General features: G+C 60.4%; 8 protein-coding genes and 1 tRNA gene. 5 read left to right on the plus strand and 4 right to left on the minus strand.

Features of this window, described 5'->3' with window-relative positions; translation table 11 throughout:
* Positions 1 to 11 precede the first annotated feature (11 nt).
* Positions 12 to 554, minus strand: coding sequence for an isopentenyl-diphosphate Delta-isomerase (idi, locus tag M2422_RS18515; RefSeq protein WP_033146588.1), 543 nt, complete (start codon positions 552 to 554; stop codon positions 12 to 14).
* A gap of 163 nt (positions 555 to 717) precedes the next feature.
* On the opposite strand from idi, the gene actS reads away from it, so the two are divergent.
* The 5 genes from actS (at position 718) to M2422_RS18540 (ending at position 17567) form a co-directional block, all read left to right on the plus strand.
* Positions 718 to 1461 (plus strand): amidase activator ActS, encoded by a 744-nt coding sequence (gene actS / locus M2422_RS18520; RefSeq protein ID WP_064673270.1) that lies wholly within the window; start codon positions 718 to 720, stop codon positions 1459 to 1461.
* 80 nt (positions 1462 to 1541) lie between these two features.
* Positions 1542 to 1615 (plus strand) — tRNA-Gly (locus tag M2422_RS18525).
* Positions 1616 to 2038: 423 nt separating this feature from the next.
* Entirely contained in the window at positions 2039 to 3703 is a 1665-nt protein-coding gene (locus M2422_RS18530; protein ID WP_259141843.1) for a ShlB/FhaC/HecB family hemolysin secretion/activation protein, read from the plus strand.
* A 14-nt stretch (positions 3704 to 3717) separates the two neighbouring features.
* Positions 3718 to 17115 carry a hemagglutinin repeat-containing protein gene (locus tag M2422_RS18535; RefSeq protein WP_310590836.1) on the plus strand — a complete coding sequence of 4466 codons (13398 nt, stop codon included), beginning with the start codon at positions 3718 to 3720 and terminating at the stop codon, positions 17113 to 17115.
* Positions 17115 to 17567: a hypothetical protein gene (locus tag M2422_RS18540; protein WP_033146464.1), complete on the plus strand. Its 453-nt coding sequence runs from the start codon at positions 17115 to 17117 to the stop codon at positions 17565 to 17567. The genes M2422_RS18535 and M2422_RS18540 overlap by 1 nt, the downstream gene beginning before the upstream one ends.
* A gap of 209 nt (positions 17568 to 17776) precedes the next feature.
* Here M2422_RS18540 and M2422_RS18545 read toward each other — a convergent pair whose 3' ends face one another.
* From M2422_RS18545 to M2422_RS18555, 3 genes are all read right to left on the minus strand, one after another.
* The gene (locus M2422_RS18545; protein ID WP_023333294.1) at positions 17777 to 18847 is read right to left on the minus strand and encodes an ABC transporter ATP-binding protein; all 1071 of its coding nucleotides are present in this window, start codon (positions 18845 to 18847) and stop codon (positions 17777 to 17779) included.
* Positions 18840 to 20609, minus strand: coding sequence for an iron ABC transporter permease (locus M2422_RS18550; protein ID WP_064673492.1), 1770 nt, complete (start codon positions 20607 to 20609; stop codon positions 18840 to 18842). Before M2422_RS18550 ends, M2422_RS18545 begins: the two co-directional genes overlap by 8 nt.
* A gap of 80 nt (positions 20610 to 20689) precedes the next feature.
* On the minus strand, positions 20690 to 21778 hold the full coding sequence (locus M2422_RS18555) for an ABC transporter substrate-binding protein (protein WP_023309072.1): 1089 nt from the start codon (positions 21776 to 21778) through the stop codon (positions 20690 to 20692).
* Positions 21779 to 21890 lie beyond the last annotated feature (112 nt).

A 21890-nucleotide genomic window follows, 5' to 3' on the forward strand; every position in this document is an offset into this window, starting at 1 on the left:
AAGGGGCTTTTTTATTGCGCCGCGAAGGCTTTGAGTTTTTCGCGGGCGGTCGTCGCTTCCATAACCATCCACGGACTAAAGGCCCAGGGCGTCGCGTCCAGCGCGCGGAATAACGCGTCCAGCTCAACCCACTGATAGTCCATCACTTCATCTTCGTTTATCGTCACGTCATTGGTGATGCGGGCCGCGAATACAGGGCAAATTTCGTTTTCCACGATCCCGGACGGGTCGGTTTCCCGATAGCGAAATTCAGGGGCGACGGCGGTGATATCGGTTAGCTCAGCGCCCACTTCAAAGCGGCAGCGGCGGATTATCGCCTGTATCGTCTCTTCGCCGGACTGCGGGTGGCCGCAGACGGAGTTGGTCCAGACGCCGGGCCAGGCTTTTTTGGTTAAGGCGCGCCGGGTGATCAGACATTCGCCGTTTGCGTTAAAAAGCCAGGAGGAGAAAGCCAGATGCAGCGGGGTATGTAAGGTGTGCGCGGCATATTTTTCCTGAGTGCCAATCACCATTCCCTGGTCGTTTACCAAAATAACGTGTTCTTGAATACTCATTGATGCTCCAGTGCCAAAATGCCGAGTGGTTCAGCACCATCAGCCGGGACATTATACTGCATTCTTATACGAACGGTTTGGCGCGTAGAGCGGAAAAGGGCATGACCCATATTCGTTTTGGCTGTTATCATAGTGCGCCATTCACGCTGACCGAGGATCTGTTTTGTTTGCAGGAAGCCTGACGAGAAACCCCATCACCGCCATTTTTTGCCTGACGCTGACGCTATTGCTGGCGGGCTGTTCAGGGAGCAAATCTTCGGATATGGGCAGCTATTCCGGTTCGGTCTATACCGTTAAGCGCGGGGATACGCTGTACCGGATTTCGCGCGCAACGGGGACCAGCGTGAAGGATCTGGCGCGGCTGAATAACCTCTCTCCGCCCTACACCATCGAGGTGGGGCAGCAGCTGAAGGTTAGCGGCGGATCGTCCTCGGGCAAAAAATCCTCTTCGAAAGGCAAAACCGCCAAAGTGACGCCGTCCTATCAGGTGCCGCAATCATCATGGCCGCCGGTTGGACAGCGCTGCTGGATTTGGCCTGCCAGCGGTAAAGTGGTCGCCCCTTACTCACTTTCTGAAGGTGGCAACAAGGGTATTGATATCGCCGCTGCACGCGGTACGCCGGTTTATGCCTCCGGGGCCGGGAAGGTGGTTTACGTGGGTAACCAGCTGCGCGGCTACGGTAACCTGATCATGATTAAGCATGGCGAAGACTACATCACGGCCTATGCGCACAACGACACGATGCTGGTCAACAACGGGCAGAACGTAAAAGCCGGGCAGAAAATTGCCACCATGGGCAGCACCGGTACGGACGCGGTGAAGCTGCATTTCCAGATTCGCTATAAGGCGACGGCCATCGATCCGCAGCGTTATCTGCCTGTGCCCGGCAGCAAACCGAAGTGCTAAGTGATTATTTTATCGCCGGTTAGTTGTTAAGAGGCTTGTATGAAGGTGCGTAAGGTCTATAATGCCATACGCACCTCAAAGCGGGCGTAGTTCAATGGTAGAACGAGAGCTTCCCAAGCTCTATACGAGGGTTCGATTCCCTTCGCCCGCTCCAGCTTTTCCTGATGTTATCTTCCTTTGCCTGTTTTTATCCTGTCCACGCTTTCCCATACAGATATCGTCATGCTGTTGATTGATAACTTCAAAGACGTTATCGCGCGAGCCCCATATTCAGCACTGAAATATCAGACTCCATCAGAGTTCGCAGCACGATGAGTGTAACGGGTAATTTAATCAGCACTACTCGCTGACGTTTACATCTCATTATTGGGAAGGTTAGTTAATATTTTGTGAAAGAAGGAACCATGATCGAATAATAAAACTTTCAGAAATTACACTCTTCTTTATCACGGCTTTTTATTTTTTTTAGACTTAACGCAAATACTACTACCAATTATAGTAGCCCTCTTTTTGAGACTATTCTCTATTGCGTCAGAGCTGGCATAATTAAGAAAACCAAAAAAATATTATCCTTTATATGCGCTATTACAGCAAAGCCGTCTTTTTTTGCTCGTTATTTTTTTGCTCTCTGAGCCATGCAGCCCCCCTTACTCCTGCTGACCGGGACACCGTGCGTCAGCAGCAGGAGGAACTGTTATTAAAGAACCAGCAACAGCGTGAAGAGCTGGAGCGGAGTATTCCTCGCCCCGCGCCTGCCAGACCTCTGCCTGCAGCCGGCGCCGGGCCCTGCTTCACCATTGATACCATTACCCTTTCCGGCACGACCCTCATTTCCCCGAAAACGCAGCAGGCCCTGGTTGCGCCGTGGCAGGGCCGGTGTCTGGATATGGCGAAAATAACGGAGCTTCTCGCCCGTATTTCTGACTGGTATATCAGCCGGGGATATATCACCAGCCGCGCCTTTCTTACCGAGCAGGATCTCTCCGGCGGTCAGCTGAATATTGTGGTGCTGGAAGGGCGGCTGGAAGCGATCCGTCTGGAAGGTGAAACGCCCCGCATGCTGAAAATGGCGTTTCCGGGACGGACAGGCGGCATCCTTAATTTACGCGATATCGAACAGGGGATGGAGCAAATTAACCGTTTGCGCGCCGAACCGGTGCAGATTGAAATTCTGCCGGGAACGCAGGCCGGATATTCCATCGTTAATCTCACGGGCAAGCCGGAATTTCCGTTAAGTGCATCCGTGAGCCTGGATAATAGCGGGCAGAAGAGCACCGGTGAAAACCAGCTGAACGGCGTGCTCACCGCCAATAATATGCTGGGGCTGGCGGATAAATGGTTTGTCAGCGGCGGGCGCAGCAGCGATTTTGCCAGCGCGTTCGATGCGCAGAATTTCCAGGCGGGCGTCAGCGTGCCGTCTGGCTACGGCCTGCTGGACTACAGCTATGCCTGGAGTAACTACCGGACCACCATCAGTAACCAGGGGTTCAACTGGCTCTCCACGGGCGATACCAAAACCCACCGCCTTAACGCGTCCTGGGTGGTTTTCCGCAACGGGGATGTCAAAACCGGCATTGCGGCGGGCGTGGTTCAGCGCTCCAGCCGCAACTGGCTGAACGACGCGCCGCTTAAGAGCAGCACGCGCAACCTCTCCAGCCTGGTCCTGGGAATTACCCACACGCAAAAAATGCTGGGCGGCGTGGCGACCTTCAACCCGACCTGGAGCCACGGCATGCCGTGGTTCAATGCCGAAACCGATGAAAATAAATCCGGGGATATGCCGCGGGCGGAATTCCGCAAATGGAGCCTGAACGCCAGCTTCCAGCGTCCTGTTGCCCGTAACGCGTGGTGGCTGACCAGCGCCTACGGCCAGTGGTCGCCCGACCGGCTGTACGGCGCCGAGCGCCTGACGCTCGGCGGCGAAAGCTCCGTGCGCGGTTTTAAAGAACAGTACCTGTCCGGGGATAACGGCGGCTACTGGCGTAACGAGCTGGGGTATTCCCTCTTCACCCTCCCGGTAATTGGCGCGGTAAGCGCAACGGTCGCCGTTGACGGCGGCTGGCTGGAAAAAGACCGTCAGGACCGCTTTGCCTCCGGCACGCTGTGGGGCGGTTCGGTGGGGCTGAGCAGCGCTGGGCGCGGGTACAGCAGCCAGATTTCGGTCGGCACGCCCCTGCGCTACCCCGACTGGCTCGGCCCGGATCATGTGAGCGTTAACTGGCGCATTGCCTTCATGCTTTAAGAGACTCTACGACTATGGATACCCGTCACCCACCCGTTCGTTTCTCGCAGCGTCTGATCAGCTGGATTGTCTGCGGCCTGATGGTCTGGCAGCCGGTGGCACCCGCCGTCGCGGCGGCGCTCACGCCGGCCGGGCAGACCACGGTCGACCGGGCGGGGAACGGGGTGCCGGTCGTCAACATTGCCACCCCGAACGGGGCGGGTATCTCGCATAACCAGTTCGGCGAGTATAACGTCGGCAGCGAGGGGCTTATCCTCAACAACGGCACGGACCGTTTAACCCGGACCCAGCTGGGCGGGCTTATCCAGAACAACCCCAACCTGCAGGCCGGGCGGGAAGCGAAAGGCATCATCAACGAAGTCACGGGCGCCAGCCGCTCGCAGCTGCAGGGCTACACGGAAGTCGCCGGTAAGGCGGCAAACGTCATGGTGGCCAACCCGTACGGCATTACCTGTAACGGGTGCGGATTTATCAACACCCCGAACGTCACCCTGACCACGGGGAAACCGCAGTTCGACGCCAGCGGTAACCTGCTGGCGCTGGAGGTGACAAAAGGCGCCATCACGGTTGAAGGCCAGGGGCTGGACGCCAGTAAAAGCGACGCGCTGTCGCTGATTGCGCGCGCAACGGAGGTGAACGCCGCGATACACGCGAACGACCTGACGGTGACCGCAGGGGCGAACCGCGTGGGTGCCGACGGCAGCGTCAGGCCGGTTGCCGGCGAGGGCGCCGCGCCCGTGGTGGCGGTGGATACCGGCGCGCTCGGCGGGATGTATGCGAACCGTATCCGCCTGGTCTCCAGCGAGGCGGGCGTCGGGGTGAACCTCGGCAACCTCACCGCGCGCCAGGGCGACATTCAGCTGGATGCGGGCGGGAAACTGACGGTCAGGAACAGCCTCGCCAGCGGCTCGATTAGCGCGAAGGGCGCGGGGGTGGCCCTCAGCGGCAGCCATCAGGCCGGGGGCGCGCTGAACGTGGCCAGCTCGCAGGATGTGGAGCTCAGTAACAGCACGCTCGCCAGCCAGGGCGACATGCGCCTTTCCGCGGCGGGGAAAGTGCAGATGACGGGCGGCGGGACAAACAGCGCGGGCGCGCTGGCGGTCAGCAGCGGGCAGGCGATGACGCTCAGCAATACCTCCCTTATCTCCCGCGGCGCGGCGACGCTGAACAGTCAGGACACCCTGACCGTCAACGGTGGCGGCGTGTCGGCACAGGGCGGGGCGCTGACCGTCGCGGGCGGGCAGGGAGTGGCACTTTCGGATGCCACGCTGACGGGCCAGGGCGACACCACGCTGTCCACCGGCGGCAGCCTGACGCAGCGCGGCGGCAGCGTCACCGGCAGGGGCGAGCTCAGCGTGGCGGCCGGGAAGGATATCACCCTGACGAATACCCGCAGCGGAAGCGATACCCGCGCGACGCTCAGCAGCGGCGGCACGCTGTCATCCACGGGCAGTGCGGTCTCGGCAGGGGAGAGCCTGGCGCTGAGCGGCGGGCAGCTGGTGCTGGACGGCCAGAGCCGGGCCGATGCCGCGGCCGATATCCGCCTGACGGGCAGCACCGTCAGTAACCAGGGGCAGGTGAATGCGGGGCGCGACATTGCGCTCTCCGGCGACAGGGTGTCCAGCAGCGGCCTGCTGGCGGCGAAAGGCCGTCTGGACGTGAACGCCGGAGAGCTGACGAACGGCGGCACGGCGCAGGGCAGCGACGTCACCCTGAAGGGGCAGACGGTGACCAACAGCGGCACCCTGCAGAGCGCCGGCAACCTGGCGTTAAGCGCCGGAACCCTGGCGCAGCGGGGCACGCTGAGCGCGAAAGGCAATGCGGACGTCACGGCGCAGCAGACCCTGCGTAACGACGGCAGCCTGCTGGCTGACGGCGCGATGAACGTGACCGCAGGCGCGCTTGAGCAGAACGGCACCCTGTCCGGCGCGACGGCGCTGACGGCACAGGCCGGCACCCTGACCAGCGGTCAGGCGTCCCGCACGACCAGCCAGGGCAATATACAGATTACCGCGACCCGCAGCGCCAGCCTGAACGGGCAGACGGACGCGGCGGGGGCGGTCACCGTCAGCGCCGGCGACCTGACCACCGGCCCGGACGCGCACCTGCAGAGCGGGCAGGGGCTCACCCTGCAGGCGCAGAACGCCGCGCTGAACGGCACCCAGGCGGCGAAAGGCGCCCTGTCGGTAACGGCGGGCACGATTGCGCACGCCGGGAAATCCACCGGTGACGCGCTGAGCTTTAACGCGACCGGCGACCTGACCAGCGGCGGGGAGCTCACCGCCAGCGCCATTACTCTCAGCGGACAGAACATCCTCCAGTCCGGCGCCGCAAAAGCGGACCGCATGACCCTGACGGCCCCCGGGCGCATCACCAGCAGCGGCTCGCTGATTGCCGGTACCCTCTCGCTGGACGCAGCCTCGGTGGAGAACGGCGGGCTGCTGCAGGGGACCACCCTGCTCGGCCTGAAGACCGGGTCACTCGCGAACCTCGCGGGCGGGTCGGTTTACAGCGCGCAGGATTTAACGCTGAACGTTCCGGTGCTGACCAACGGCGGGCTTATCACCACCGACGGCACGCTGCGCATTAAAGGCGACACGCTGACCAACCAGGGTGAAATCAACGGCGTCAGCCTGAGCAGCGACTACCTCAGCCTGACCAGCAGCGGACGCCTGCTGGCGGACGACCGGCTCACCCTGAACGGCACTACTCTGGTTAACGCGGGCAGTATTGCCGCCGGCGACCTGCACATCACGGCGGACAGCCTGGAGAACCAGGGCACCGTCGAGGGGGACGCGGCCCTGACGCTCGGCGTGGCAGACCTCACTAACCGCGGCGCGCTGCGCAGCGGCGGAACGCTGACGCTTAACGGCGACACCCTTACCAGCAGCGGCGAGCTCAGCGCCACCGCGCTGCTGCTGAACCTGACCCGTCAGGTCAGCAACGAGGCGGGCGGCCGGGTGATTGCCCGGGACGGCCTGACGCTGACCGCCGCCAGCCTGACCAACAGCGGGCTGATGGCCGGTGCCGACGCGCAGTTCAACAGCGCGTCGGTGACCAACGGCGGCACGCTGCAGGGGACTCATTCCCTGACGGCGGCCGGGGCACAGCTCAGCAACCTGCAGGCGGGCATGCTGCTCTCCGGTGGCGCGCTCGGCCTGCACCACACCACCCTGAACAACGCCGGGCTCATGCAGGGCAGCACCCTGAACCTGGCCACCGGCGAGTGGATGAACACCGGTAACGCGCTGGGGGAAGCGGGCGTGACGGCGACGGTGACCGGCGCGCTGACCAACGGCGGTAAGGTGCTCAGCCAGCAGGCGCTGGACGTTCAGGCCGGCAATACCGATAACCGGGGCCAGCTGCTGGCGAAAGTGCTGACCCTGCGGGGCGACCTGCAGAACAGCGGCCTGCTTCAGGGCGGCAGCACGCTGGCCTGGTCCGGCAACACCTTCGCGAACCAGACTCAGGGGCAGGTGACGGGCGGTGAGACCCTCACCCTGAGCGGACACACGCTCAGCAACGCGGGCAGCCTGCAGGGGCGCAGCGCCACGCTGGACGCCGCAGGCCTGAATAACCAGGGCAGCGTTCAGGCGCTGGACGCCCTGACGCTTGCCGCGACCGGCAGGCTGGACAACACGGGCGCCCTGCTCAGCCAGAACCTGTTCACGCTGACGGCGGCGCAGCTGTTTAACGACGGCCGGCTGGCGGGGAAAGCGCTGACGGTGAACGCCGCGCAGCTGACCAACACCGGCATGCTGCAGGGCAACGACACGCTGGCGCTGACCACCCGCGCGCTGAGCAACGGCGCCACCGGGCAGCTGGTGAGCGGAAGCGGCCTGAATCTGTCCCTGGACACGCTCGATAACGCCGGTCTGCTGCTGGTGAACGGCGGGCTCACCCTCCGGGGCAGCGACCTGACCAACCAGGGCGATATTCAGGCGCAGGACCTGGATTTGGGGCTGGGCAACGCCCTGAGCAATACCGGGAACATCGTGGCCACCGGCGATGCCGCGCTTCACGCGACGACGCTGACCAGCAGCGGCACGGTGGCGGGCAGAACGCTGACCGCAGGCGCGACGGAGCTGCGCAACAGCGGCCTGATGCAGGGCAGCAGCGCGGTTAACGCCGCCGCTGACCGCTTTATCAACGCGCTGAACGGCAAATGGCTCTCCGGCGGCGGCTTCACGCTGACGGGCGGGCAGCTGACGAACGCCGGTACGCTGCAGGGCGCGACGCTGGACATGACCGGCACCACCCTGACCAGCAGCGGCACGGTGAACGGGCTGACGGGGCTCAGCGGCACGCTCGGCGGGGCGTTAACCAATACCGGGCTGCTGCAGAGCGGCGGCGCAACCACCTTCACCGCGGACACCCTGGCGAACCCGGGGCGCATCACCGGCGGCACGCTCTCCCTGACCGCCCGCGAGATGAACAACGACGGGCTGATGCAGGGAACGAACGGCCTGGCGCTTACCGGCACCGCGCTGACCACGGGCGCGGCCTCGCGCACCCTCTCCGGCGGCATGCTGACGCTGGACGCAGGCCAGCTGACCACGCAGGGCACGCTGCAGGGGAACGGCGCGGACGTCCGCGCCACCGGCGACTGGACGCACGGCGGGTCCCTGCTCAGCCAGGGGGCGCTGACGGCCACGACCGGCGGCACGCTGACCTCGTCCGGCTCGCTGATGAGCCAGGGGCGGGCGGATATCACCGCGCAGACGCTGGATAACCGCGGGCAGCTCCTCAGCGAAGGGGACGTGACGCTCGGCGGCAGCACCCTTAAAAACAGCGGCACCGTGCAGGGGAACACCCTCGCGCTGCGCCAGGACAGCATTAACAACCAGGGCACCCTGACCGGCCTGCAGAGCCTGACCGTTCAGGGGCAGCAGCGGCTGATGGCGCGCATGGCGATGGCCGCGCCGCAGCAGGCGCTGATTAACGGCGCAGGCGGCAGGCTGCTCACTCAGGGCGCGCTGACCATTGCCTCCGGGGCGGTGACCAACGCCGGCAGCTGGCAGGCGCAGAACATTCTGCTTAACGCGCAGTCGCTCAGCAACAGCGGCACGGTGCAGAGCGCCGACGGGCTGCAGATGACGCTGGCCGACACGCTCACCGGAACCACGGGCAGTAAGATTACCGCGCTGGGTGCGGCAACGCTGCAGGCCGCGACGCTGGTGAACCAGGGGCAGTGGGCGGCGAAAAACCTGACGCTGACCGGCGGCACGCTCAGCAACAGCGGCGCCATCAGCGGGGTGAATGGCCTGACCCTCAGCCAGACCGGCGCGGTCAGCCAGCAGTCGACCGGCACCCTGCTCTCCGGCGGGGCGCTGAACGTCACGGCGGCCTCCGTCACCAGCGACGGCAAAATGCAGGGGAGCACGCTCGGCATCACCACCGGGGCGCTCACCAACGGCGGACGTCTGCAGGGCGATAACGGCGCGACGCTGGCCCTCAGCGGCACGCTGACCAACAGCAGCGGGGGCGAAATCGTCAGCCGCGATGGCCTGACGCTGACCACGCCCGCGCTGTTTAACTACGGCCTGATTCAGGGCGGCGGCGAGACGCGCGTGACCGCCTCCTCGCAGGCGCGTAACGACGGCAGGCTGCTTTCCGGCGCGCGCCTGACGCTCGGCACGCCGCAGTTCACCGGCACCGGCTGGCTGCAGGCCACCGACCTGATACTCAATGCGGCAAACGCCACTAACGGCGGCACGTGGGTGGCCGACCGGGCCACGCTGACCGGCACCACCTTTGCCAGCCAGGGTACCACCCAGGCGGGACAGCTGACGGTTAACTACGGCCAGCTGAACAACAGCGGCACGCTGCTCGGCAACGCGCAGCTGAATATTGGCGCGGACCAGGTGACCCAGAGCGCGGGCGGCAGGCTGCTGAGCGGCGGCAACCTGTGGCTGCAGAGCCGGGGGCTGGACCTGACCGGCCAGCTGGTCTCCCTGGGGGACTTAACGCTGCAGCTGACGAACGCGTTTACCAGCCGGACCGCCGTGGCGGCAGGCCGAACCCTGACCATCAGCAGCGGCGGCGACATCGATAACCGCAGCGTGCTGCAGGGGCAGGCGGTCAACCTCAGCGCGGGCGGGCAGCTCAGCAACAACGGACAAATCACCACCGGCGGCGGCACCAGCACGCTCTCCGGCAGCAGCGTGGCGCTCAATGCCGCGGGCGCGGTGCAGGGCGGGGGCGACATCACCGTCGCCAGCCGGAGCAACATTACCGTCGACGGCTTCACCGGCACGCGCGGCTCGCTGACCCTGAGCGCGCCGGGCGCCATCGTCAACACCGCGCTGCTGTACGCGGCGAATAATCTGGCGCTGTTTGCTGACAGCATCACCAACCGGCGCGGCGACATCATGGCGGGGAACAACCTGTGGATGCAGCGTGATGCGGCGGGGAATGCGAACAGCCAGGTGGTGAACACGTCGGGGAATATTGAGACGCAGAATGGGGATATCACCATCAGGACAGGAAGCCTGTTGAATGAGCGCGAGGGGATCAGTGAAACACGCAGCTATCAGGCCGCGACGGGCAGCCCTGCTGCAAGCGGCGCGACCTCCATTCGTGTAAAAGTCACAGACCTACCCCCTGATGAGTGGGGGTATATTTATACAATTTACAGTGGTGCGGGTGGCGGTAATATCTTCTCAATTGTCGCGCCGATGCCAAGTGGAGCAGTACAACGTTATCTGGTCGGATCGACCGTGGTCGATGTGACCGCAACAGGTGGCGTTGCGCGCATCGCCGCTAACCACGATCTGACTATCAATGCCGCTACGCTGAATAACCGTGCCGGTTATTTACTGGCCGGGAATGGGATGAACCTTTCCGGCAACAGCCTGAATAACCAGTCCTGGTTTGGTTATTCAGAGGATGAATATAAGGTCTATCGTTATAGTGGGAAAACAGGCAAGGTATCCAGCCTGAAAGGAAGCCCTGCCTCCGGCAACGATAACAACCGTCGTGTGACTTATACGCTGGATGGCGCGCCTCAGTACGAAACCCATACCACCGAACAAGCCCTCCGCGCGGTGATTCAGGCTGGCGGTCAGGTCACGGCGAATTTTACCAGTAATATCAGCAATACGGCGACGACCTCGAATGGCGGTGGAATAAGTCATTCGATACCTGCGCCGTCGCTGAACACCCTCAGCAACCAGAGTGTCGGCAGCGGCGTGCAAAAACAGGGGCTGAACACGACCGGCACCGTGGCGGTTAACTCGCCGCAGTGGAACGATCGGCTCCAGGGGGCGCTGCAGCAGCTTAACGGCGGCGGCTCGCTGGAAAACGGCGGCGCGTCCGGCACGCCTCTCAGCAACGTTGCCACCACGCAGAAAGGCAACGCGAACCTCGGCCAGCTGGGCGCACTGGCAAACGCCGGGGTCACCACCGCCGATCTCAGAACCGCTCAGGGTGGCGCCGTCGGGCATTATCAGGGCCAGCGCGTCGACACCAGCGCTTACCCGCTGCCGTCGGGCAACAACGGCTATTTTGTCTTCTCCGACAACCCGAAAAGCCCGTACCTGATCGGCATCAACCCGAAACTGAATGGTCTCGGACAGCTTGATCCCGCCCTGTTTGCCGATCTGAACGCGATGCTCGGGATCAAACCGTCGTCCACGGCGCCGCAGGAGACGCGGCTGGCGTTTACCGACGAGAAGCAGTTCCTCGGCTCGTCCTATATGCTCGGCCGCCTCAACCTGAACCCGGACTACGATTACCGCTTCCTCGGCGATGCGGCGTTCGATACCCGCTATGTCTCCAACGTGGTGCTCAACCAGACCGGTAACCGCTACCTGAACGGCATCGGCTCCGATCTGGATCAGATGCGCTATCTGATGGACAACGCCGCGGCGGCGCAGCAGTCGCTGGGCCTGCAGTTTGGCGTCTCGCTGACCGCCGATCAGATTGCCGCGCTCGACCACAGCCTGCTGTGGTGGGAGAAAGCCACCGTCAACGGCGAAACGGTGATGGTGCCGAAACTCTACCTGTCGCCGAAGGACGTCACCGTCAACAACGGCAGCGTGATCGCGGGCAACAACGTCACCCTGAAGGGCGGCAGCATCACCAACGGCGGCAGCTCGCTGCTGGCGAAAAACAGCCTGACGCTCGACAGCCAGAACAGCATCAGCAACCTCAGCAACGGCCTGATGAAAGCGGGCGGCGACCTGAACCTGAGCGCCATCGGCGATATCAATAACATCAGCTCCACCATCAGCGGCAAAACGGTCGCGCTGGAGAGCCTGGACGGCAGCATCAACAACCTGACGCAGGTTGAGCAGATTGATATCAACGCCGGAGGGAAGTACGGCAACATCGGCCTGAAAGACACGCTGCTGGGCAACACGGCGTCGATTACCGCGCAGGATGGCCTGTCGCTTGAGGCGGGTAAAAACATCACCGTCACCGGGGCGAACCTGGCCTCCGGCGGCGATATGCTGCTGAACGCGTGGGGCGATATTGCCGTCAACGCGAATCAGATCAACGACGCATTCAGCTCCAGCCGGGAGAAAACCAGCCGTTCCTCCGTCACGTATCAGGGCAGTAACGTCACCGCGGGCGGCAACCTGCTGGTGAATGCCGGGCACAACCTTGACGTGACCGCCAGCGACCTGAAGGCGGGCGGCAGCGCGGGGCTGAGCGCGGGCAACGATCTGAACCTGAACGCGGCACAGACAAGCGAAAGCAGCCGGAAAGGGAAAAGCGAGTCCCACAGCACCGGGCTCGACCGCACCACGATTTCCGCAGGCGATAACCTGGTCCTGAAGGCCGGGCAGGATATCAACGCCCGGGCCGCCGCGCTGGCGGCGGAGAAAAGCGTCGGGCTGCAGGCGGGTCGCGACGTGAATCTGGCTGCGGAAGAGACCACGCAGGGCGACAGTTATAAATCAGGCCGTAAAAAAGTGATTAACGAGTCGGTTCGCCAGTCGGGAACCGACATCACTGCGGGCGGGAATGTGACTGTTATCGCCGGACGGGATGTAACGGCACAGGCTGCAGATGTCTATGCCGCAGGCGATACAGCCGTGGCCGCCGGGCGGGATATCACCCTTTCCACTGCGACGGAAAGTGACTATGCGTACCGGGAGGAGAAAAAGACGTCCGGTGGGTTCCTCAGCAAGAAAACCACTCACACCATCCACGAAGAGACGCATACGCGTGAGAAAGGTACGCAGCTTTCCGGCGACAACGTTGCTCTCCGGGCTGGTAACAACCTGACGGTGCAGGGCTCATCAGTTGCCGCTGAGCGCGATGTGGCCCTGAAGGCTGGAAATGATCTGACCGTGGAGGCAGCAACCAACACCGACACGTACTACGACATGAAGAAGACGAAGAAATCCGGCGTTTTCTCCAGCGGGTCGGGATTGGGTATCACCATCGGGTCGCAGTCTTCAAAAAGCACCCGACAGGGGGCAAATACAACGCAGAGCGATGCCCGCAGCACGGTGGGCACTGCTGGCGGTAATGTCATCATCAGCGCCGGAAATGACGTCCAGTTGAGCGCGGCAGATGTGGTTGCCGGAAGAGCGAAGGATGATTCCTCCCGCAAAACCGGCCATATCGATATCACTGGCGACAGCATTGCCATCCTTCCTGGACGGGATACGACCACTGAGTCCATGAAGCAGGAGTCCAAATCGTCTGGCGTCACGGTCAGTGTGAAAGCGCCATTTGAAGACACTGTGCGTAACGTGCGCGATATCGTTCGTGGTAAGGGCAACAGTGGCAACAGCACCGTCGATAAAGTGAAGGGGCTGGGGGCGGAAGGCGGTGCGCTCGCGCTTGACGGACCAGGCCAGATGATGGCCATTTCCGCAGGAAGCACCCGCTCTTCCTCTGAGTCGCACTACGAGGGCGAGTTTAACAGCGGCAGCCATCTTGCCGCCGCAGGCAATATCCAGATGACTGCCACCGGTAAACAGGGAGGCAGCAACAGCGGCAATATCCTGATTGCCGGGAGCCAGGCTAAGGCCGGTGAAACGGTGATCCTCGATGCGAAACGCGACGTTGATATCACCACCTCCACAGACAGCGAGAAATACGGCAGCAGCACTAAAAATAGCGGCTGGAATCTTTCGAGCGACCTGAGCGCCGGAAGTGCTGTTCGCGCCATCTCGGGTGGGGGTTCCCACGGCAATCAACTCCTGCCGGGTGGGATGAGCAAGGCGGAGAGCAACAGTAGCGGCACCCGGACCACACAAAACGCGTCGGTCATTCAGGGCTCAGATATTTACGTTAACAGTCGTGACGGCAGCGTGAATATCAGCGGCAGCCTGATGACCGCCACGGACGATCTTCTGCTGTCAGCCACAAATGGAGATATCTCCGTTTCTGCCGGACGCGATACATCGCGCAGTGAGAGCAGCGGCAGCAGCAAATTGCTGGGGACTCTGGGAGGCGATGGTTACAGCGCCACGGCAGGCTACCGCTATGAAAAAAACAGCAGTCGGGAAGATAGCAGCCTCGAAAACGGATTGCGCAGCCAGCTAAGCAGCAAAAACGGTAGCGTTGTCGCGCAGGCCGGTAACGATCTCTCCCTGTCAGGTACGGATATCCGTGCTGGTAAATCGGTCTCACTCAGTGGCGAAAATGTCCTCATGGGGGTGAGCCGGGATACCCGTGACGGTGAAAACCACAGCAGCAGCGCCCAGTATGGTGTGACGGCATCTGCTGGGGGCTGGGCTGTTGAGGCTGCTAAAGCCGCTGAGACGGCTGCCCGCAGCGCAGAAAACGGCGATGATCCACGGCTGACCGCCATCAGAACAGGCCAGTCGGCGGCAACCGCGGCGCAGGGCGCTATGTCGGACTCGTCGCTCATCAAGGCTAAAGTGTCTTTAACGGCGGGGACGTCATCTCAGGACAGTCGTTACCACAGTACCGACACGCAGGGCACCACCATTAATGCCGGCGAGAATGTCTCTGTTCGTGCCGGAAATGACATTGCCGGTATGGGGGTACAGATCGCGGGTAAACACGTGGCGCTGGATGCGGGGCGGGATATTCTGCTGTCTGCCTCCCAGAACACAACCCACTCTGAGAGTAAAAACAGCGGCAGCCAGTTCAGCGTCGGTGTCGGTGTGAGCCTGATTGGTGCGCAAAACGGCATCTCGGTGGAGCTGGGAGCGTCACAGCATAAGGGCAAGGAAAACAGCCAGTCGCAGCGCAATACGAACAGCGTTGTCCATGCTGATGAACAGCTTACGGTGAACAGCGGACGCGACACCACCCTGAAAGGTGCGGAGCTGGAAGGTAACCGTGTGGTGGTCAACACCGGGCGCGATCTCACCATCAGCAGCGTGCAGGATACGGCCAGTTATGACAGCAAGCAGTCTTCGTCAGGCGCGTCCCTCAGCCTGTGCATACCGCCGCTGTGTTATGGTGCGTCTTCCGGTAGCGTCAGTGCATCGGGTGAGAATATCACCCAGAATGGTAAGAGCGTCGCTGAACAGAGCGGGATATTCGCAGGCAAGGGCGGCTTTGCTGTCACCACCGGAAATCATACCCAGCTTGACGGCGCGGTGATTGCATCCACGGCGTCTGCAGATAAAAATAGCCTCGACACGGGTACGCTGGGTTTCAGTAATCTCCACAACGAGAGCCAGACCAGCGGCAACGGCTATACGGTGGCGCTTTCCGGCAGCGCGGGCGGCAGCGGAAACGGTGAAAACCGCAACCTGGCACCGGCCATCGGTACGGGCCAGGCAGAAGAGAGCCACACCGGCACGACCTCATCAGCGGTGAGTGGCGGTAGCATTGTCATTCGCAACCCGGCGGGACAGAAACAGGTTATTGCTGACCTGAGCCGTGATACGGCTGACGCCCACCACGGCGTGGACGTGAACGGTGATGTGCAGAAGGTCAGGGATAACCTGGCGGTCCAGAGCGAAGGCGCGGCCCTGGCTACCTCTGCGCTGGATGCTTACGGCAAGTATGCGGAGCAGAAAGCGCGGGAATCCAATGCGGCGCTGGGCGCGAAGCTGGCATCTGAAGGAAAACTGCGGGGCGATACGCCGCAGGAGCAGGAAGCGTTCCTGAAGACGCAGCCCGGATATCAGAATACCGAGTACGGCCCGGGGAGTGCCTTCTGGACGAAGGGCAGCGCAGCGGCAGGATTACTGGCAGGTGCGCTTGGCGGTAACCTGAAGGCAGGCGCGGCAGCAGGGGCGGCCCCTCTGCTGGCGACCCTGGTCAAGGAGCAGAAAGACCCGACAGCCCGTGCCGCGCTGCACGGTATTGTGGCGGCGGCGCTGACGCAGCTGAGTGGCGGGAGCAGTACGGATGGCCTGAAGGCCGGTGCTATAGGGGCCATCACGGCCTCGGCGATGACCGACCATCTGGTCAGTGCGCTGTATGGAGATAAAAAATCCAGTGACCTGACGCCAGAGGAGAAACGGCTGGTCAGTAGTCTCGTGAGTATCGCGGGTGGTCTGGCGGGCGCTGCGGTGACGGATGGTAGCGTCTCCATGGCGGCGATGGCGTCGGAAACGGCGAAGGTGGAGGTTGAGAATAACTCGCTGAGTGTCGTTATACAGGGCGGTAAACTGGCTGCACAGGGATGTCTGAAAATTTCTGCTTGCCGTGATCGCCTGGTTGCCAGTGGTCTGGGTGCTTTACTGGGGATTGGTGCATCCACATCAGCAATGGATACATTGTCACAAGATGAGCAGTTGCATCTGATCTATGTGGCCTCGCTCAATGATCCTTCCCAGCTCAGTCAGTTAAATGATGCTCAGAAAGCGGCCTATGAGTCCCTGACAGGTAAGACGATCACCAGTACTGGTGGTACGCAGGTCATCAACCCGGGACCATCAAACACTGGTGGAGACCAGACTGTAACCGGAAATACGCCCTCCAACACAGGGAATGATAGTGTAGCAACCGGAGGGATAAATCATACTGGTAATACCAACGGTGATGGAGCGTCAAACAATAATGGCTGGACGACAACTACGCCGGTTCCGGATTCTCCTTCAATGGATGATCTTTTCTATCAGAACGAGAAGATCCCCGGCCTTGAAAATGTTCGCCCTGAAAATCCCGGTTATCCAGCCAATCAGAGTGTTATTGAAAAAATGAACGAACCTAAGTTTATTGCCTGGATAGGCAATACAGATTGTACGGATTGCTCAGATATCGCACCTAAGCTTCTCGATGCAGCTGGCGGGCACGGGAAAATTATTGAAGCAAGGCCGACGACTCCGTACAATTTAAATGTGTATGAAAATGGAAAAATTGTACATGAACAAGCTTTCCATCAGGTTTATACCGATGGTCAGTATGTTTACGATCCAAGAGTGTCCTTAAAACCGATTCCTAAAGGAGATTGGGAAAAACATATCAAATCTATAAATCAGGGAAGTGTTACGATCTCTGATAAATTACAGGGGTTAAAATAATGTTTCCGATAGGTAAGAAAGAAACTATCTTGTTGGACTTCATTGGTTCTCTTGGAAAACTGGAGTGGTTACATTATCAGAGCCGTATCGAAGATGAATGGATAAATGACCATTTTGAAAAAATTGATCGCTCTAAGTACCCTCCTTATACCAGTTTTCGATTTGAAAAAGAGGTTCCAGAAGTTATTACCTTACTGGAAGATGCGATTCAATCATATAAAGGTAAAGTTGAGTGGTGTATGACCCATCATCCGAAAGAATATGGTACTGGTGTTAATCATCGTATTTTGCCTACATTTGTTAAGAATCTCAGAGTCAGTGAAGGTATGGAAGATGTTAACGAGTATATTGAAAACCATTATCCTGATTTTGGCCCAATCGCCTATGAAGATCTTGTTGGACTGACGGAGCATGTTCAATCAGTTTTCAAAAATGCTGGATATGATGCATAAATTTTCTTTATATGCTCTGTAATAACATTTTGATATGGAGCCTTAACCCGTTATGCGTAGGAATGGAAAGAAGGGTCAGGTGAATATTTAAGTCGGAATGCATTAACAATAATAACTGGCGCCACCAATCCTGGCATCTGTGCATTTCTTTGTTTTGTAGACCCGGTAAGCGAAGCGCCACCGGGCCATGGCAGATTAATATTGACTCATCACCCTTTCGGGAACACCCAAACATGCTTCTCAGGCAACGAAAGATGGCAGTGCTGCGGATCCCGAACCTCATGTCCATACGCGCGGATCACAAAATCATCTCCCACCGTGCGGAACAGGTACTCCCAGCGGTCGCCGAGATACATGCTGGTGAGCAGCGGCAGCTCAAGCTGATTTTCCCCTGGTCCCTCGACCACCGCCACGCGCTCGACGCGGATCACAGCCGTCGCTTCTTCACCGCTCTGCACCCCTTCACCGGCCTGGCCCCACAGCACCCAACCTTTTCCTTCGATACGCGCTTTGCCGTCGCGCACTTCGGTGACTTTGCCGTGCAGGCGGTTGTTGCTGCCCATAAACTCGGCGGTAAAAAGCGTTTTCGGCGAGCCGTACATCTCCTGCGGCGTGCCCTGTTGCTCAATTTTGCCGTTGTTAAGCAGCAGGATGCGGTCGGAAATCGACATCGCTTCGTTCTGGTCGTGCGTCACCATCAGCGCGGATAACCCGAGCTTGATAATCAGCTCGCGCAGGAACACGCGGGCCTCTTCGCGCAGCTTGGCGTCGAGGTTGGAAAGCGGCTCGTCCAGCAAAATTACCGGCGGGTTGTACACCAGCGCCCGGCCAATCGCCACGCGCTGCTGCTGCCCGCCGGAGAGCTGGTGCGGGTGACGTTTGCCAAGATGGCCCAGACCAAGCTGGTCCAGCACGTCCTGCACGCGCTGCTGGATCTCTTTGGCCGGGACTTTGCGAAGCTTGAGCGGATAGGCCACGTTCTCAAACACGGTCTTGTGCGGCCACAGGGCATAGGACTGGAACACCAGCCCAAGGTTACGCTCTTCCGCCGGGACCTCGCTGCGCGGCGTGCCGTCGTAAACTTTATTATTGCCAATGACAATGGACCCCTGCGTCGGTTTTTCCAGACCCGCAACGGCGCGCAGGAGGGTGGTTTTACCGCTGCCGGAGGGGCCTAACAGTGAGACCACTTCGCCGCGCTTCAGGTTCATGGAGACACCTTTTAAAACAGGATTGTCGCCGTAGGTTAAGTGCAGATCGTCAACCGCTAATTCAATCATGTATTTTCACTCCGAAACGAAGGGCAATGCCCAGACCTACCACGACCAGCAGGATGTTAATGAAAGAGAGCGCCGCCACGATATCGATGGCACCCGCGGCCCAGAGGGAAACCAGCATCGAGCCGATGGTTTCCGTGCCGGGTGAAAGCAGGTACACACCCGTTGAATATTCGCGCTCAAAGATCAGGAACATCAGCAGCCACGAACCGATAAGACCGTAGCGGGAGAGCGGGATGGTGACGTGGCGGGTGATCTGCCCGCGCGTCGCCCCGGTGCTGCGCGCCGCTTCCTCAAGCTCTGGCCCTACCTGCAGCAGCGTGGAAGAGATCAGCCTCAGCCCGTAAGCCATCCACACCACGGTATAGGCCAGCCAGACGCTGAAAATGGTGCTGCGCAGCGAACGCAGCCAGACGATGACGTTTTCACGCATCCAGTCGGTCCAGGCGAACCCGGAAAGCCAGCCGGATTTCAGCGAGTTATCCAGCCACATCGGCAGGAACAGGAACACCCACAGGAACGCCAGACCCGCCAGCAGGCCAGGCACGGCGCGCGGCACCAGCACGCTGTAGTCCAGAAAACGCGTGGTGTTGTCCGGTTTACGGTGCATGGCAATGCCGACAAACAGGTAGCACGCCACGGCCAGCGCGCCGCCAATCACGCCAATCGCCATGGAGTTGACGATGGCGCGCAGCAGGTTGGGCTGCGCCCAGATGGTGCGGAAGGTGTTCAGAGAAAGCTCGTCCCACAGCGAAACGCCCACGCCCCAGTTGGAGATAAACGCGCGCAATACCACGCCGAGCAGCGGAACGCCGATGGTGACGGTGAGCCAGAAGGCAATCACTCCGCCAGCCACCCAGCGCCATTTACCCAGCGGCAGCGCGCGGGCCTGCGAAGCCTTGCCCTTCATGGTGACGAAGCGGTTGGCGGTGCGCATCAGGCGACGCTGGAGCATCACCAGCGGGATGGTGATGCAGATCAGCACCACGGCAACCGCCGCCATCAGGTTATAGGATGGGGTGCCCATCTTGTTCGTCAGCTTATAGAGATAGGTCGCCAGCACCATGTTGCCTTCCGGGTCGCCGAGGACCAGCATCAGGCCGAACACTTCCAGCCCGAGGAAGAACAGCAGCACGGTGGCGTACAGAATGGACGGGCGCACCATCGGCAGGCTGACGGAGGTCATGACCTGCCAGGGCGACGCGCCCGCGGTGCGTGCGGCTTCTTCCACATCGGAGCCCACGCTGCGCAGCGCAGACGAGATATACAGATAGGCGTGCGGGACGTGCGTCAGGCCGGCGATGACCACAATGCTCGACATGTCGTAGATATTCCACGGCACAAAACCAATCAGCGCCTGAGCCCACTGGGAGAGAAAGCCCACCGGACCGGCGGCCACCACGTAGCCAAAGCCCAGCACCATCGGTGAAACGAAGATCGGGACCAGGATCAGCGGCTCAATCAGCCGGCGGCCGGGCAGGTCGGTACGCACCATCAGAAACGCCAGCACGCCGCCCAGCGGAATGGAGATAAAGACCAGCCCGAAAGCAAGAATAAAGCCGCTTTTCAGGGCCTTATAAAAATCAGGGTCGGTGAAAATAAATTCAAATGATTCAAAGCTCCACTCTTTTGACGGCGAAAAGAACGGGGCGGACAGGAAGCTCTGTATCACGATAAACGACAGCGGCGTATAGATAACCAGGGCGGTTATCAGCACGACGATGCCTCGCGGCAGGCTTTGCCACTTTCTGCGTAATGTATTCATGGGGTATCCCTGGTGTTGCAGCCCAGAAAAACGAACTCAGTCGATAAGGGAGCGCGGCGGCCTGCGCCGCGCTCAGACGCTTATTTACCGGCGGCGGTACGCCACTCTTTGATGTACTCCAGGCGTTTTTTCGGCTGCAGGTATTCCAGCAGCGTTTCATCAACCGGAATTGGCTTCAGCGCGTTACCGAGGATTTTGGTCAGGCCGTCGATATCATTTTTCCCTTCGATATCGTTACGAATGGAGGGAATATCCGCCTGATTGGCCAGAATGTTTTGCCCTTGTTCAGACAGCACATAGTCCAGCCACAGCTTAGCGGCGTTGCTGTTTTGCGATTGCTGGCTGATGAACGACACGCGCGACAGCACCAGGGTGTAATCTTTTGGATAGGAAATGCCGAGCGAAGGATCGTTCTTCGCGCGCGCTTCCGCGTAGGACCCGAGGATGTTGAAGCCGATCAGGTTTTCACCGGAGGAGACCCGCTCCATCATGGTGCCGGTAGACGACTGCACCGATAAGCCACCTTTGGCGACGTCGGCCAGGGTTTTGAAGTAATTAGGATCGGCGTTGTGATCCTGAACCGAGAGCATAAAGCCCAGACCCGATTTTTCGATGTCGTAGGTGGTGACTTTGCCCTTGAATTTGTCCGTCTGGCTGGCAATCAGCTTCGCCAGCGCGGCGTGAGAATCCGGCACGTCGCCAGCCGGGATCAGGCGCTTGTTGTAGATAAAGACCACCGGCTCATAGGTAGTGCCATAAGCCTTATCCTTCCAGACCGCCCATTTCGGCAGCTGGCTTTGCTCCGGCGATTTATACTCCATGGCGTAGTCGGTGGCGAGCTTCAGGCCGGTGTCCATAGAGGAGCTCCAGACCACGTCGCCGCTCACGCCACCGGAGGCCTGTTCGCTGATGAAGCGGTTGTACAGCTCGGTGCTGTTCATGTCGTTGTATTCGACTTTAATGCCCGGGTAGGTTTTTTCGAAGCCCTGGATCAGCGGTCCGGCGGCCTTGATGTCGGTGGTGGAGTAAATAACAACCTTGCCCTCTTTCGTTGCGGCATCAACAACTTTTTGATATTCAGCAGGATAGCCCTGCGGCAGGGCAGAGAGTGCAGAAGCAGAGAACAGTACAGTAGCGGTAAGCAGAGAAATTCGGAACGTGTTCGACATTATAGTTAACCTTTTAGTTACATTTGAGGAACTAATTGTCAACATAGCGTATCGGGCTCCACCCACAAGAGGGTGAAGCGGGCAATGATTCCGAAGTGTGATTGTCGCCGTC

The sequence above is a fragment of the Enterobacter sp. SLBN-59 genome, assembly GCF_024807915.1.
Classification (GTDB): Bacteria; Pseudomonadota; Gammaproteobacteria; order Enterobacterales; family Enterobacteriaceae; genus Enterobacter; species Enterobacter asburiae_B.